Origin of the sequence: Nostoc sp. NZL, assembly GCF_015714705.1 — a bacterium.
GTDB lineage: Bacteria > Cyanobacteriota > Cyanobacteriia > Cyanobacteriales > Nostocaceae > Nostoc > Nostoc foliaceum_A.
The window spans coordinates 38,803-51,800 of the sequence record NZ_WBKL01000115.1 but is presented as its reverse complement, the minus strand read 5'-3'; the positions used below and the strand labels follow the sequence as shown (position 1 = coordinate 51,800).

The following is a 12,998-nucleotide window of genomic DNA, read 5'->3' as shown; positions in this document are numbered from 1 at the left end:
AAATATGTCATCTGCTCAAGCACCCTCCCTACCACCGCTGATTCCGCGCGAAATTCTGTTTGGGAATCCCGAAAAAACTAGCCCACAACTCTCGCCTGATGGTAAGTACTTGGCATATATCGCCCCTGATGAGAAAAATGTCTTGCAGGTATGGTTGCGAACTATAGGACAAGAAGACGACCAAATACTAACTGTCGACAAAAAGCGCGGTATCCGCATTTTCTTCTGGACTTATAACGCTGACCAGTTGATTTATATGCAAGACTCGGATGGCGACGAGAACTTTCACCTCCACTTGGTTAATATTCACTCCAAGATTGTGCGTGACTTAACGCCATTCCAGGGTGTGAAAGCCGAACTCGTAGAACTGGAGCCAAAATTTCCAGATGAAGTGCTGGTAGCGTTGAACTTAAACAATCCCCAAAAGTTTGACGTTTATCGCATCAACCTAAAAAATGGTGCAGTAGAGTTCGACACTAACAACCCCGGTAATATTATCAGTTGGACATCTGACGCTGATTTCCAAATACGTGCAGCGACAGCTAGCACACCCGATGGTGGTTATGACCTCTTATTACAGAAAATGCCAGAGAAACAGTGGGAAATTCTCCGCCACTGGGGGCCAGAGGAGGAAGGCAATTCTGTTAGCTTCTCAGATGATGGTAAAACCCTTTATATTCAAGGGAATCACGATGCTAACGCTAAACGTCTGCTAGCTGTTGACCTAGACACCCGTCAAGAAATCGTCATTGCTGAAGACCAGCAGTATGATGTTGTGGGGATAATCATTCAACCATTAACGCGAGTTATCCAAGCAGTTTCTTTTTACAAAGACAAACAGGAATGGCAGGTAATTGACCAAAGTATCGCCGCTGATTTTGAAGAAATCGCCAAGCTGCGTCCTGGAGAATTCTCTGTAATTAGCCGCGACTTGGAAGATAAAACCTGGCTAGTAGCTTATAGAACTGACGATGGGCCAGTTTATTACTATGCCTACAACCGAGAGTCAAAAACTAGCACTTTCCTTTTTAGTAACCAACCCAAACTCGAAACGTTGCAGTTAGCTTCAATGCAACCGATTTCCTATGAAGCACGGGATGGCTTAACTATCCACAGTTACCTAACAACCCCTGTGGGAATACCTACGCAAAATTTACCAACAGTACTGCTGGTTCACGGTGGCCCTTGGGCGCGGGATGTTTGGGGTTTCTCTCCTACAGCGCAATGGCTAGCTAACCGGGGTTATGCTGTTTTACAAGTAAACTTTCGCGGTTCCACTGGCTACGGCAAAGCATTTTTGAATGCTGGAAATCGAGAATGGGCTGCTAAGATGCACGACGACTTGATTGACAGTGTGAACTGGCTAGTGGAACAAGGTATTTCCGATCCGCAAAAGATTGCCATTATGGGTGGTTCTTATGGTGGTTACGCCACTCTAGTGGGGTTAACTTTTACACCAGAAGTTTTTGCCGCTGGTGTGGATATTGTGGGGCCGAGTAATCTAATTACGCTGATAGGAACTATACCGCCTTATTGGGAACCACTCAAGGCAATGCTTTATCATCGTGTCGGTAACTTGGATACAGAAGAGGAATTTTTGAAATCGCGATCGCCTTTATTCTTTGCTGACCGAATTCAAAAACCTTTACTTATCGGTCAAGGTGCAAATGATCCGCGAGTGAAACAATCAGAAAGCGATCAAATTGTCAACGCAATGCAGCAAGCTGGTTTGCCGGTGCAATATGCACTTTACACAGATGAAGGGCATGGTTTTGCCAGACCAGAAAATCGCTTGCACTTTTTTGCGATCGCAGAGGAGTTTCTCGCCCAATATTTAGGTGGCAGATTTGAACCTTTAGCAGATATCCCCGGTCATTCAGGAATAGTTAAATAAAGTCTCACGCATGGTGGTTAGTGTAATTTACTGACCACCTTAATATTTTCAATTGGTCAGCAGCAGGCTGGTTTGCCATGTTAGAAAATGGCTTGAGCGAGGGATGCGATCGCACAAGAGTTTCTCGCCAAATATTTAGGCGGTAGATTTGAACCAGTGCGATATAAGCGAAAATGAAATTCTAAGTGTCGCAAAAGCCTTGCCCAATGGATGGAAGAGAATTCTACTCAAGCTTGATTCGGCTTCACATTCTGCATCATGCAGTTCAGGAGCAAATTTTTGGGCTAGGTATTATTGAAGAACTGGCACGTCACGGCTATAAACTCAGTGCTGGGACACTCTATCCAATGCTGCATGATATGGAGCGCAAGGGATATCTATATTCCGTTGAGGAGAGATCGGGGCGGCAGAGCCGACGACTATATCGGGCTACCGATTTAGGAAAAATGACTCTAGAAGACGCAAAAGAAAAGGTACGGGAATTATTTGGCGAATTGTTCGAGAAATAGTGGTGAGTAGGGAGTAGGGCAGATTGGGGAAAACTTTTAACTCCTAACTCCTAACTCTTAACTCATAATTCAGTACAGACGCGATTAATCGGGTCTCTACAACTCCTAACTCACCACTACTCACGATAGGCTTTCTAAAAACTTCTGGAGATGAGGTTGGTTTAGGTTGATATCAAGTTCCTTTGCTCTTGCCAAAACCTGTTCACGTTTCAGCTTTTGATGGGTTGCAAAGGCAATGAGCGCTAAGGCGCTGGCTCGTCCACCTACACCACAATGAAAATATACAGGAGTCGGCAATTTCTCTAGTTCTGAGAGAACTGTTGCAGTCAAGTTGTCGTTGGCTGAAGTTGAATTGAGTGGAACATTAACATATTCAAGACCTGCGGCTTTTGCTTGTTGCTGTTCGTCTGCTAACGCTCCAACTTCATTGGGCGATCGCAGATTCACCACAGACTTATATCCTTCATCAGCAAGCTGTTTTAGTGTCTCTGGGGTTGGCTGTCCACCTGCCGAAAACTCCTCGCTCACTTTCTTGACATCACTCATACATACCCCCTAATCTCGATAGAATTACCGTGTTTACTAGTCAACGGCATAGTAACACAGACTAACTTCTAAGTATATAGATTTCCGTTATCGAAATTCGATATATTAATTTTGTCAATATCATCAATTAATCAGGAAAACCATAGTGGCGCAGGAAGCTGAGGATATCCAGAAAGAGCAAGAAGTGATTTCCTATAATGCTCTGACTCCCAAACAACAAAAGCAGCGATTAAGGGAACTGGCGGCGGTGTTTTTGCGATTGGGGGCGATCGCTTTTGGTGGTCCTGCTGCCCATATCGCCATGATGGACAATGAAGTGGTGAATCGTCGTCAGTGGATGAGCCGCGAGAAACTGCTAGATTTGCTCGGAATTACGAATTTGATTCCAGGCCCCAACTCGACGGAATTAGCCATTCACATTGGCTACGAACGAGCCGGATGGCGTGGTTTAGTAGTTGCGGGTAGCTGCTTTATTTTACCTGCGATGCTAATTGTTTGGGCATTAGCCGCCATTTATGATCGTTATCAAACAGTTCCCCAGGTAGAATGGCTGCTCTATGGAATTAAACCTGTAATTATTGCGATCGTGATTCAGGCTGTGTGGAATCTGGGGAAAAAGGCAGCCAAAGACATGCCAACGATCATTGCAGGGATGGCTGCGATTATAGCGTACTTAGCTGGATTGAATGAAATTTTGGTGCTGATATTACTAGGTATCGCTGTCATGCTACTCAAGAATTGGCAAGCCAGAGGACATACAAGCGGAGCATTCCTGTTACCTATTTCAGGTATTCTGGCGCAGGTTGGTAGTACGACAGCAGCAGTGACATCAGTCACTTGGATTAACGTCTTTGTCTTTTTTCTCAAAATTGGATGTGTTCTCTATGGTAGTGGTTATGTATTGCTGGCATTTCTGCAACGGGATTTAGTCGAGCGCAATCAGTGGTTGACATCACAACAGCTTTTAGATGCTGTAGCGATCGGTCAGTTTACACCGGGGCCTGTTTTCACCACTGCAACATTTATTGGGTATTTGCTAGCAGGAAATGCCGGAGCGATAGCTGGTACAATCGGTATTTTCTTGCCAGCTTTTATGCTGGTGTGGCTGGTTAATCCTTGGGTTCCTAAATTGCGTCAATCTTCCTGGGCAAGTGGATTTCTGGATGGTGTGAATGCGGCTTCTTTAGGATTAATGGCAGGAGTTACCTATACATTAGGACGAGCTGCGCTAGTAGATTGGTTAACAATTACTATGGCAGTTTTGAGTGTGATCGCTGTGTTTCGATTTAAAATTAATTCAGCTTGGTTAGTGCTAGCAGGAGGAGCAATCGGACTTGCTTCACGCATACTATTCGGCTCAATATAGTGAGTTATGATATCCAAACCGTGCAATAGTGTAGCAACCAACGCGGACATATCCTCATCGCTGTAAAGTGCAGCAAAAACTGTCACGACTTGCCCAATATAGCTTTTACAGATGGATGTATTAATTCATCGGGTACTTGGTTTCGCTCAATGTATTCATTAATCTCTGCCTGATGCTCGAGATAAAAACTCAAAGCATCAAATACTTGTGCAAGCGTCAAATGTGGCAAATGGCTCAGGATTTTTTCTGGCATAATCCCCAACCGCCACAAACCGACAATGACACGAACAGATGTGCGAGTACCTATAATAATTGGCTCTCCACTTAAAATTTCAGGGTTGCGGGTCACGTAGCGTGAGGAGGTTTCAGCAAACATATAACGAATCACTCAGCATAACTGGCGTTGTCTTTAGTTTACCAATAGTTATGGTCAGTAGGAGGCTGGTGCGATCGCAGAGGAATTTCTCGCAAAATACTTAGGCGGCAGATTTGAACTTTTGGCAGATATCCCCGGTCATTCAGGAATAGTTAAATAAAGTCTCAAAATGGTGGTTATTATCATTCACCAACCACCTGAATATTTTCAATCTAGCAAACGTATACACCAAGAAGCCAGTGTACCAAAACACAAAAATATTACACCCTATTTTTTGGCTTATTCATACTCAACTTTCGCTTTAAGTGCTATATCGAAGGCTTCTAAATGTGACAAATCTTCAGCCCAAATTGCTGCCTCAGCTTAAGGCAGTCAAATTTTCCACCATCAGACTTTAGTATTCCCATAGTCTTTAGATATTTATCACCAACAGCAACCTTACAATCTAATCCTGTCAATCAGGCTATATCCACGCTGAGTTAGCTAGAGGTAGTATGATAAGAATTACTGTGCAGCAATGTTGTACGCGATCGAAAATTTACAAGCCGCTACCAGGCAAAAAAACTGCGCGATCGCACCTCTCAAATCACTTCGCCTGTCTGCCTTTTAACCGCATTGCTTTATCCAGTTTTGAGTACTTGCTCTGCGGTTAGCTGTAACTCTGGGAAAATAGTAGAAGCGATTGCACTATTTCCTGCAAATCTGGTTTCTTCAACAGCACCTACAATTCAGTACACTTCATAATGAGTGCCGATATCAATTAGCAAAATTTCTTCTTCACCAGATTCTATATTTTGCACAAAGTTAAAGACAATGCGACAATCATAGTCAACTGAACACGCCCAAGCTCCAGACAGTTTGCCTTTAAGTTTATGAGTCTGCAACAATGGATCAAATGGATCGGCGGTTAGTAATGCTAACCGCTCTTCAATTCGCTCTTGTAATTCTGGCTGTCGTCGTACCAATCGCTTAAATGCTCGTTTAAACGATGATGCCAGAACTACAGTTCTCACTTGCGTAACTCATCCATGATTTGAGTAACAGTTCCACGGAACACTTTACCCGTCTGATATTCTACTTGTGCTTGAGCGATATTAGCAGCAATTTCAGAACGCCGCCGTTCTGCCAACCGATGACTTATCAGATCAATTAATGTTTCTTGTTCATCTACTGATAAATCTTCGATGCTTTCTAGAACTTGATCTAACCTGGAAACTGAGGTCATTATTTATTATTACCTTGCTTGCAGTACATAACTATTACATAAGTCCTAAAATTGCTGCAAAAAGCGCAAATCGCTAGCATACAACCGACGAATATCATCGATTTGGTGTAACACCATTGCAAAGCGTTCTACACCAAAACCGGCAGCAAACCCAGTATAAACTTCTGGATCATAACCCACAGACTTAAGTACATTTGGATCGACCATACCGCAGCCCATCACCTCCAGCCAGCGCCCATTCCACTGCAAATCCACCTCAGCGGAGGGTTCAGTAAAGGGGAAATAACTGGCGCGGAAGCGAATTGGCAAATCGCCAAATATTGCTTGTAAAAATACCTTAATTGTGCCTTTGAGGTCTGTAAAAGTTAGCCCTTCGTCAATGGCTAAAAGTTCTATTTGATGAAATACCGCTGAATGAGTCGCGTCTACATTATCTCGCCGATAAACTCGCCCTGGAGCAACAACCCGAATCGGTGGTTCTTCTCTTTCCATATAACGAATTTGTACTGACGAGGTATGAGTCCGTAGAAGATTCCCATCTGGCAGGTAGAAGGTATCCTGCATATCACGGGCAGGGTGATCAGGCGGGGTATTCAAAGCCTCAAAATTATAATAATCTGTTTCCATCTCTGGCCCTTGAGCCACGGTGTAGCCCATACCAACAAAAATATCCAGCGCCCGGTCAATAATTCCATTGAGGGGATGAATACGACCTTGGGGGCTGTAAATTCCCGGCATAGTTACATCAAGAGTTTCCGCCTCTAGCTGTAGCTGAATTTGTGCGGATTCCAGGGCGACGCGTTGCTGGTCTAGACTAGTTTGCAGGGATTCTTTGACTGTATTAGCGATCGCTCCAATTTTTGGTCGTTCCTCTGCACTCATCTGCCCCATACTTCGCAACAGTGCTCCCAGCTCGCCTTTTTTACCCAGATAGTTAACTCTGAGTTCTTCCAGACGTTCTAGGGTATCGGCGGCTGCGATCGCTTTTTCTCCTTCCTGCCGCAGTGCTAAAAGTTGAGCTTCTAAATTGCTAGTCATTAGTTATTAGTCATTGGTCTTTAGTCATTAGTCTATAGTCAAAAGCTGTGAACTGGTCGATAAATCAACTCAGAGCCATACCATTAACATTAGCCAAAAGTGAGGGTCAAAACCAAACCTCTGTTTATTAGTTAGAGAAGATTGGGCTAGTACAGCGGGCGCGTCAATCCAGCTAACATCTCAATTAACAAGACTTGGGGATTGAGCAACTTGTCTTAAAGGTAGTCAAACTTTTGCCACAGTGTACTAGTGAGTATAAATATTTTTTTGCTGCTTGTGACCTCAGACATTGACAAATGGCTAATAACAAACAACTAATAACTAATAACGAATGACCAATGACTATGAAATTATTAATTAGCAACGATGACGGGATTTCTGCCTTGGGGATTCGTACCTTAGCCAACTACTTGGCAGAGGCAGGCCATGATGTGAGTGTAGTTTGCCCAGATCGAGAGCGATCGGCAACTGGACACGGGTTAACTTTACACCAACCCATTCGCGCCGAAATTGTTGAAGGGATTTTTCATCCTGCTATCAAAGCTTGGGCTTGCGATGGTACGCCTTCAGATTGCGTCAAATTGGCGCTGTGGGCTTTGCTGGAAACTCCCCCAGATTTGGTTCTCTCTGGTATTAATCAAGGTGCGAATTTGGGAACTGAAATTCTGTATTCTGGCACCGTTTCTGCGGCAATGGAAGGTCTAATTGAAGGCATTCCCAGTGTAGCGCTGAGTCTGATAAGTCACACATCTAAAGACTTTCAAGCTGCTGCTAAGTTTGCCACAGTTCTCGTAGACCAGTTAGCCCAAAAACCGCTGCCAGATTTAATGTTGCTCAACGTCAATATTCCTGCGGTCAAATGGGAAGAAATTGCCGGAGTTACTCTTACCCGTCAAGGCCTACGGCATTACATTGATGTGTTTGATAAACGAGTTGATCCTCGTGGAAAAACGTACTACTGGTTAACCGGAGAGGTAATTGAGGATGTAGAACCCCCAACCGGATCAAATCTGCCGCAAAATGTACCGTTAGATGTGCATGTTGTACGTAAAAACTACATCAGTATAACTCCGTTACAATACAATCTTACTTACGCAACTGGATTAGATAAATTATCTGAGTGGGAATTCAATTTTCAGTGAATCATTTGATTTATCAGGATAAAAGTAGAGTTATTCAAATGCATCTGAGAAAAATGTAGGCTATAACGTAGGGGCACTCTTGAAATAAGTGATACACATATACCCCAAAAGCTGGAAAATTCTACTGGATAGTATCTCATCCACATTTACACAATCAGCTAGAAACAGGGTATGCTGTTTTACCAAGAAATCCTCCCTCTAGCAAAATTGGTGAGGCAGCATAAACTTAGACAAAATAAGTAACAATTCTTCCAATTATCGCCCGCTCAGTCCAGCAAGCAACACCCATGTCTAGGATAGAGAATCAATTTACCGTACAATTTTGGGGCGTTCGCGGCAGCATCCCCAGCCCAGGGCCACACACTGTTCGTTACGGCGGTAATACCCCTTGCATATCAATGCAAGCGGGCGATAAACGCTTAGTTTTCGATGCTGGCACTGGACTACATGTTTTGGGGCAATCTCTGTTGCGCCAAATGCCGTTAGAAGCTCACATATTTTTTACCCACTCTCACTGGGATCACATGCAAGGTTTTCCCTTCTTTACGCCAGGGTTTGTAAAAGGGAATGACTTTCATATTTACGGCGCGATCGCACCTGATGGTTCTACCATAGAACAGCGCCTCAATGATCAAATGTTACACCCGAACTTTCCCGTACCCTTGCAGATTATGCAAGCCAATTTAAAGTTCTACGACATTCGACCGGGGCAACCAATCCACATCGATGACGTTACTGTAGAAACAGCACCTTTAAACCATCCAGGTGAAGCCGTAGGATACCGCGTCAACTGGCGTGGTGGTGCTGCTGCTTATATCACCGATACAGAACATTTTCCTGACCGACTCGATGATAATGTGCTGTGGCTAGCTCGTAATGCTGACATTCTGATTTACGATTCCACATACACAGACGAAGAATACCATTGCTCAAAAACCCCAAAAATTGGCTGGGGACATTCTACTTGGCAAGAAGCTGTGAAAGTGGCACAAGCTGCTAACGTCAAAACTCTGGTGATTTATCACCACGACCCCGCGCACAATGACGACTTTTTGGATCGTGTCGGGAAACAAGCATCTGAGAAATTTCCAGGTGCTATTATGGCACGGGAAGGAATGGTACTTCAGGTTCCCACCTCAGTTTCCTTATCAGAATCTTTTCCTGTTAGTAAATTTTCTACTTAAAGATTGCGATCGGAGGAATTGTAGATTTTAGATTAGATTGGTGATCAGAAGCTTTCAGCGCGAGAGCGTACCTGTGGCTGCACGGTGAGACAGCGCTGCCCAGAGTTGTCAGAGCGCCACAGGATAAGGGCGACAACAGGAGGACATACTTTATAGATTCACCAACACAGCCTAGACACCCACAAATACTCTCTCTTGGGGTGATGGTCGGGTAAAACCTTCTTTGCAGCCTCAACACGAAACTAGAGCCTTTTTAGCTCTGGTATTTGCAGTTATCTGGACTTAGCAATTAGCTTGATAGCTAATTGCACAAGATCCCATCTTGGGCGACTTACCGTGAGTTAGGCTTTTGGCTGATAGCTAAAAGGTGTGACATCAACACCCTGGCTGATTGCACAAGACCTCATGGGCAGTTGGTGAATGTCCTCCTCAAGGCGGTTTACCATAAGGTAGCTTCCTGCTGATAGCTAAAATAAACCTAAAATTTCAGAATCCACGTGCTAAATTTGTCTCAAAATGGGTGTTCTGTGTGGGTTGCTTCTTCGAGCGAAGGGCTACTAACGCCGACTGCTGTTGCCCTTGGCAAGTTTGATGGTGTTCATCTTGGCCACCAAAGGGTAATTCAACCAGTCTTGCACGCTGGTGGTCAGTTCTCAGTAGCCAGTAGTCCGCAACTAACTACTAACAACGGACAACTGACAAATCAAGAATATACCTACTCAACAGTAGTCACCTTTGACCCCCATCCACAGGAATTTTTTACGGGGCAGCCCCGGACTTTGTTAACGCCACTGGATGAAAAAGTCCAACAATTGCGATCGCTTGGGGTAGAACAACTAGTACTACTACCCTTTGACAAAGAATTATCTGCTTTGACCCCCGAAGAATTCGTCGAAAAAATTCTTGTGCAACAACTGCGATGCCAGCGAATTAGCATCGGGCAGGATTTTTGTTTTGGCGAAAAGCGCAGTGGTACTGCCAAAGATTTGCAATTAATCGCCGCCAAGCACAATATCCCCGTTACCATCGTTCCCTTACAAACTTATACAGGTGACTCGCCCACCCAAAGCAGTTGCGTCAGTACTACTCCGACTCAGGATGCCCGCATTAGCACTTCATTGATCCGCCAAAACCTTGAGCACGGCGACATCGAAAACGCAAATCTACTACTAGGAAGACCCTACACTCTCTTTGGTATTGTCGTTCAAGGTCAACAATTGGGCAGAACAATTGGTTTTCCCACCGCCAACCTGCAATTACCAAAAGAAAAGTTTTTGCCCCGCCAAGGAGTCTATGCTGTCCGCGTTTTCAGTCTCAGTGAAACATCAGATGTCGCTCCTAGTGAAATCTTAGGCGTAATGAATATTGGTAGCCGCCCAACTGTAAATGGTACCTATTCATCTGCTGAAGTACATCTGTTCGATTGGTCTGGTGATTTGTATGGCAAAAAACTGGCTGTGGAACTAGTGAAATTTTTGCGCCCTGAACAAAAATTTGTTTCTCTAGAAGCCTTGAAAACACAAATTCAACTTGACTGCATTGTTGCTAAAGAAGTTTTGAGGGCTGGAGCGCAAAGTTAAAAGTTAAGAGTTAGGAGTTAGCAGTTCTGAGTGGGAACAATGTATTTAGGGAATGGGGCATTGGGAATCATCCAATCTCCATTCCCAACTCCCCATTCCCTACTCCCCACTCCCCGCACTGCATGAGAGAAAAAATTGACGCTTTAACACAAAATCTGGCTCTTACCATCGTTGGTAAAGCTGAAGCGATACGCTTAGTGCTAGTAGCCTTGCTAGGTGGTGGTCATGCCCTGCTAGAAGATGTCCCTGGTGTTGGTAAAACCCTACTCGCTAAATCTCTAGCTCGTTCGTTGGATGGTAAGTTTCAACGGCTACAATGTACCCCCGATTTACTGCCAACTGACATTACTGGCACTAACATCTGGAACCCAAAAAGCGGCGAATTTACTTTTCTTCCTGGGCCAGTCTTTACCAATATTCTCCTAGCTGACGAAATTAACCGCGCTACACCCCGCACTCAGTCAGCTTTACTAGAAGTCATGGAAGAACATCAGGTAACAGTAGATGGTGTCTCTGGTGCAGTTCCCCAGCCCTTTTTTGTGATTGCCACTCAAAACCCTATTGAGTATCAAGGTACTTTTCCCCTGCCGGAAGCGCAAATGGATCGGTTCATGTTGTCGCTGAGTTTGGGCTATCCTTCCGAGGCAGAAGAACTCCAAATGCTGCAAAATCTCCAAAATGGTGTGAAGGTTGCTGATTTGCAGCCTTGTATTACCTTGGCAGAAGTACAGGAATTGCGTTACCTCTGCTCTCAAGTAAAAGTGGCAACCTCTTTGCAACAGTACATCCTCGAATTGGTGCGGGCAACACGCCAAGATGAGGAAATCGCCCTTGGTGTTAGTCCGCGTGGCACATTAGCATTACAACGGGCTGCCCAAGCGCTAGCTTTTCTATTAGGGCGTGATTATGCTATTCCCGATGATGTGAAATTTCTCGTCCCTCATGTTCTTTGCCATCGCCTTATCCCAAGAGGAGGACGGAATGCAAGAACTGTTGTTGAGCGGTTATTGCGATCGGTTTCTATTCCTTAAATGCAAGATAAGGAATCTAAACTTTAGATTCCTTATCTTGCTTCAATTTGTACATGTTAATGTGAGTTCGATGCCTCTCCATTTTTGTAGTTGTTCTCTTAGTCGTGTTTTACTTTATTAAGTACATTATTTGTTTGCGCCTTTACTCCGGTTCATCCTGCGTCAGTTCAGACTCTGCTATCAATTCATCCAAACTATCAGGGAAAGTTCCTCGCGCTACCATTTTAGTCAATAACTCATAACAGTCATCCCTCGCACCTTCTTTACGCGGAAAACTCAGCCACAAAATTGCGATCGCTTTCATTGCCATGTTGTTTATCGAAAGTACTTACGCAAAATCTGAAACACTGCCAAGACTGCGTAAGTCCTATGATTAGCACAAGCGCCACTTCTAAATATCTGGGAATGTGAGGAATGTCAATTTTTGTTAAGCGCAAAATCCGTGATGGCGATCGCCAAGCACTACAGCAAAGCGCCGAACGCCAATTTAAACGCCAATTTTTCGGTTTACTTCTGGTAATTGTCACATGGAGCCTAGCTATGGGTTGGCTTCTAGCCTTGGCAACTAATGCCCAAAGTGCTACTCCCACCGCCGAAATTGGCACTGTTGACGTAGTACCTGCACAGTACCAATTAGGGCAAGAACTGTATTTGGAAAACTGCTCCACATGCCACATCGGCTTACCACCAGCCGTTTTACCCACCCAAACTTGGAAAAATCTCCTGCAAGACTCGCAGCACTACGGCGCACAACTAAAGCCTTTAGTCGATCCGCCGCGCATCTTGGTATGGAAATATCTTTCGACTTTCTCCCGTGTCCAGCGAGACGACGAAGAAACACCCTATCGCCTTAACAACTCGCGTTATTTCAAAGCTTTGCATCCAGGAGTTAAGTTACCACGTCCCGTCCAGCTTGGTAGCTGTGTCAGCTGTCATCCCAGCGCTAGTGATTTCAATTTCCGCCGCCTGACAGCAGAATGGAAGTGAGGAGCTAAAAGTTAGGAGTGAGGAGTTGAAAAATTCATAACTCTATTCCCCCACTCCTTCTCTGGCCCCATCTGGGGGCAAAATGATACTATGAAGAAAGACTAAATATAAGATAAGAGT

Annotated in this window: 15 protein-coding genes; 9 read left to right on the top strand and 6 right to left on the bottom strand. The window is 44.5% G+C overall.

Features of this window, described 5'->3' with window-relative positions:
• The first annotated feature begins 4 nt into the window (after positions 1-4).
• Positions 5-1,894, top strand: a complete 1,890-nt coding sequence (locus F8R90_RS15675; RefSeq protein ID WP_196511499.1) for a S9 family peptidase — start codon at positions 5-7, stop codon at positions 1,892-1,894.
• A gap of 206 nt (positions 1,895-2,100) precedes the next feature.
• Complete coding sequence (locus F8R90_RS15670) at positions 2,101-2,403, top strand: PadR family transcriptional regulator (protein WP_190892701.1); 303 nt, start codon at positions 2,101-2,103, stop codon at positions 2,401-2,403.
• 120 nt (positions 2,404-2,523) lie between these two features.
• Here the strand turns inward: F8R90_RS15670 and F8R90_RS15665 are convergent, their stop codons facing one another.
• Complete coding sequence (locus F8R90_RS15665; RefSeq protein WP_196511498.1) at positions 2,524-2,949, bottom strand: beta-lactamase hydrolase domain-containing protein; 426 nt, start codon at positions 2,947-2,949, stop codon at positions 2,524-2,526.
• Between the two features lie 145 nt (positions 2,950-3,094).
• On the opposite strand from F8R90_RS15665, the gene F8R90_RS15660 reads away from it, so the two are divergent.
• Positions 3,095-4,315, top strand: coding sequence for a chromate transporter (locus tag F8R90_RS15660; RefSeq protein WP_196511497.1), 1,221 nt, complete (start codon positions 3,095-3,097; stop codon positions 4,313-4,315).
• An 82-nt stretch (positions 4,316-4,397) separates the two neighbouring features.
• Here F8R90_RS15660 and F8R90_RS15655 read toward each other — a convergent pair whose 3' ends face one another.
• Positions 4,398-4,691: a DUF433 domain-containing protein gene (locus tag F8R90_RS15655; RefSeq protein WP_196511496.1), complete on the bottom strand. Its 294-nt coding sequence runs from the start codon at positions 4,689-4,691 to the stop codon at positions 4,398-4,400.
• 494 nt (positions 4,692-5,185) lie between these two features.
• Between F8R90_RS15655 and F8R90_RS15650 the strand changes: the two genes are divergently transcribed.
• Positions 5,186-5,344, top strand: coding sequence for a hypothetical protein (locus tag F8R90_RS15650; protein WP_196511495.1), 159 nt, complete (start codon positions 5,186-5,188; stop codon positions 5,342-5,344).
• Between the two features lie 75 nt (positions 5,345-5,419).
• Here F8R90_RS15650 and F8R90_RS15645 read toward each other — a convergent pair whose 3' ends face one another.
• From F8R90_RS15645 to pheS, 3 genes are read right to left on the bottom strand one after another with little or no spacing between them, the layout of a single operon-like run.
• Entirely contained in the window at positions 5,420-5,704 is a 285-nt protein-coding gene (locus F8R90_RS15645; RefSeq protein ID WP_196511494.1) for a type II toxin-antitoxin system RelE/ParE family toxin, read from the bottom strand.
• Positions 5,701-5,916, bottom strand: a complete 216-nt coding sequence (locus tag F8R90_RS15640) for a hypothetical protein (protein WP_069074154.1) — start codon at positions 5,914-5,916, stop codon at positions 5,701-5,703. The genes F8R90_RS15645 and F8R90_RS15640 overlap by 4 nt, the downstream gene beginning before the upstream one ends.
• A 45-nt stretch (positions 5,917-5,961) precedes the next feature.
• Positions 5,962-6,954 (bottom strand): phenylalanine--tRNA ligase subunit alpha, encoded by a 993-nt coding sequence (gene pheS, locus F8R90_RS15635; protein WP_190892424.1) that lies wholly within the window; start codon positions 6,952-6,954, stop codon positions 5,962-5,964.
• A gap of 344 nt (positions 6,955-7,298) precedes the next feature.
• Here pheS and surE point away from each other — a divergent pair, with 344 nt between their 5' ends.
• The 4 genes from surE (at position 7,299) to F8R90_RS15615 (ending at position 11,891) form a co-directional block, all read left to right on the top strand.
• Complete coding sequence (surE, locus tag F8R90_RS15630; RefSeq protein ID WP_196511525.1) at positions 7,299-8,096, top strand: 5'/3'-nucleotidase SurE; 798 nt, start codon at positions 7,299-7,301, stop codon at positions 8,094-8,096.
• A 287-nt stretch (positions 8,097-8,383) separates the two neighbouring features.
• Positions 8,384-9,280: an MBL fold metallo-hydrolase gene (locus tag F8R90_RS15625; RefSeq protein ID WP_196511493.1), complete on the top strand. Its 897-nt coding sequence runs from the start codon at positions 8,384-8,386 to the stop codon at positions 9,278-9,280.
• 497 nt (positions 9,281-9,777) lie between these two features.
• Entirely contained in the window at positions 9,778-10,860 is a 1,083-nt protein-coding gene (locus F8R90_RS15620; RefSeq protein ID WP_196511492.1) for a bifunctional riboflavin kinase/FAD synthetase, read from the top strand.
• A gap of 122 nt (positions 10,861-10,982) precedes the next feature.
• Positions 10,983-11,891, top strand: coding sequence for an AAA family ATPase (locus tag F8R90_RS15615; protein ID WP_196511491.1), 909 nt, complete (start codon positions 10,983-10,985; stop codon positions 11,889-11,891).
• A gap of 142 nt (positions 11,892-12,033) precedes the next feature.
• Here F8R90_RS15615 and F8R90_RS15610 read toward each other — a convergent pair whose 3' ends face one another.
• Positions 12,034-12,201, bottom strand: a complete 168-nt coding sequence (locus F8R90_RS15610) for a type II toxin-antitoxin system YhaV family toxin (protein WP_196511490.1) — start codon at positions 12,199-12,201, stop codon at positions 12,034-12,036.
• Positions 12,202-12,305: 104 nt separating this feature from the next.
• On the opposite strand from F8R90_RS15610, the gene F8R90_RS15605 reads away from it, so the two are divergent.
• Positions 12,306-12,878 (top strand): diheme cytochrome c, encoded by a 573-nt coding sequence (locus F8R90_RS15605; protein ID WP_230966343.1) that lies wholly within the window; start codon positions 12,306-12,308, stop codon positions 12,876-12,878.
• Positions 12,879-12,998 lie beyond the last annotated feature (120 nt).

Coding starts and splice junctions, on each gene's coding strand:
- F8R90_RS15675 (WP_196511499.1), top strand. CDS start 5: ATGTCATCTGCTCAAGCACCCTCCCTACCACCGCTGATTCCGCGCGAA.
- F8R90_RS15655 (WP_196511496.1), bottom strand. CDS start 4,691: ATGTTTGCTGAAACCTCCTCACGCTACGTGACCCGCAACCCTGAAATT.
- pheS (WP_190892424.1), bottom strand. CDS start 6,954: ATGACTAGCAATTTAGAAGCTCAACTTTTAGCACTGCGGCAGGAAGGA.
- surE (WP_196511525.1), top strand. CDS start 7,299: ATGAAATTATTAATTAGCAACGATGACGGGATTTCTGCCTTGGGGATT.
- F8R90_RS15615 (WP_196511491.1), top strand. CDS start 10,983: ATGAGAGAAAAAATTGACGCTTTAACACAAAATCTGGCTCTTACCATC.
- F8R90_RS15610 (WP_196511490.1), bottom strand. CDS start 12,201: ATGGCAATGAAAGCGATCGCAATTTTGTGGCTGAGTTTTCCGCGTAAA.
- F8R90_RS15665 (WP_196511498.1), bottom strand. CDS start 2,949: ATGAGTGATGTCAAGAAAGTGAGCGAGGAGTTTTCGGCAGGTGGACAG.
- F8R90_RS15670 (WP_190892701.1), top strand. CDS start 2,101: ATGGATGGAAGAGAATTCTACTCAAGCTTGATTCGGCTTCACATTCTG.
- F8R90_RS15605 (WP_230966343.1), top strand. CDS start 12,306: ATGTCAATTTTTGTTAAGCGCAAAATCCGTGATGGCGATCGCCAAGCA.
- F8R90_RS15640 (WP_069074154.1), bottom strand. CDS start 5,916: ATGACCTCAGTTTCCAGGTTAGATCAAGTTCTAGAAAGCATCGAAGAT.
- F8R90_RS15625 (WP_196511493.1), top strand. CDS start 8,384: ATGTCTAGGATAGAGAATCAATTTACCGTACAATTTTGGGGCGTTCGC.
- F8R90_RS15650 (WP_196511495.1), top strand. CDS start 5,186: ATGATAAGAATTACTGTGCAGCAATGTTGTACGCGATCGAAAATTTAC.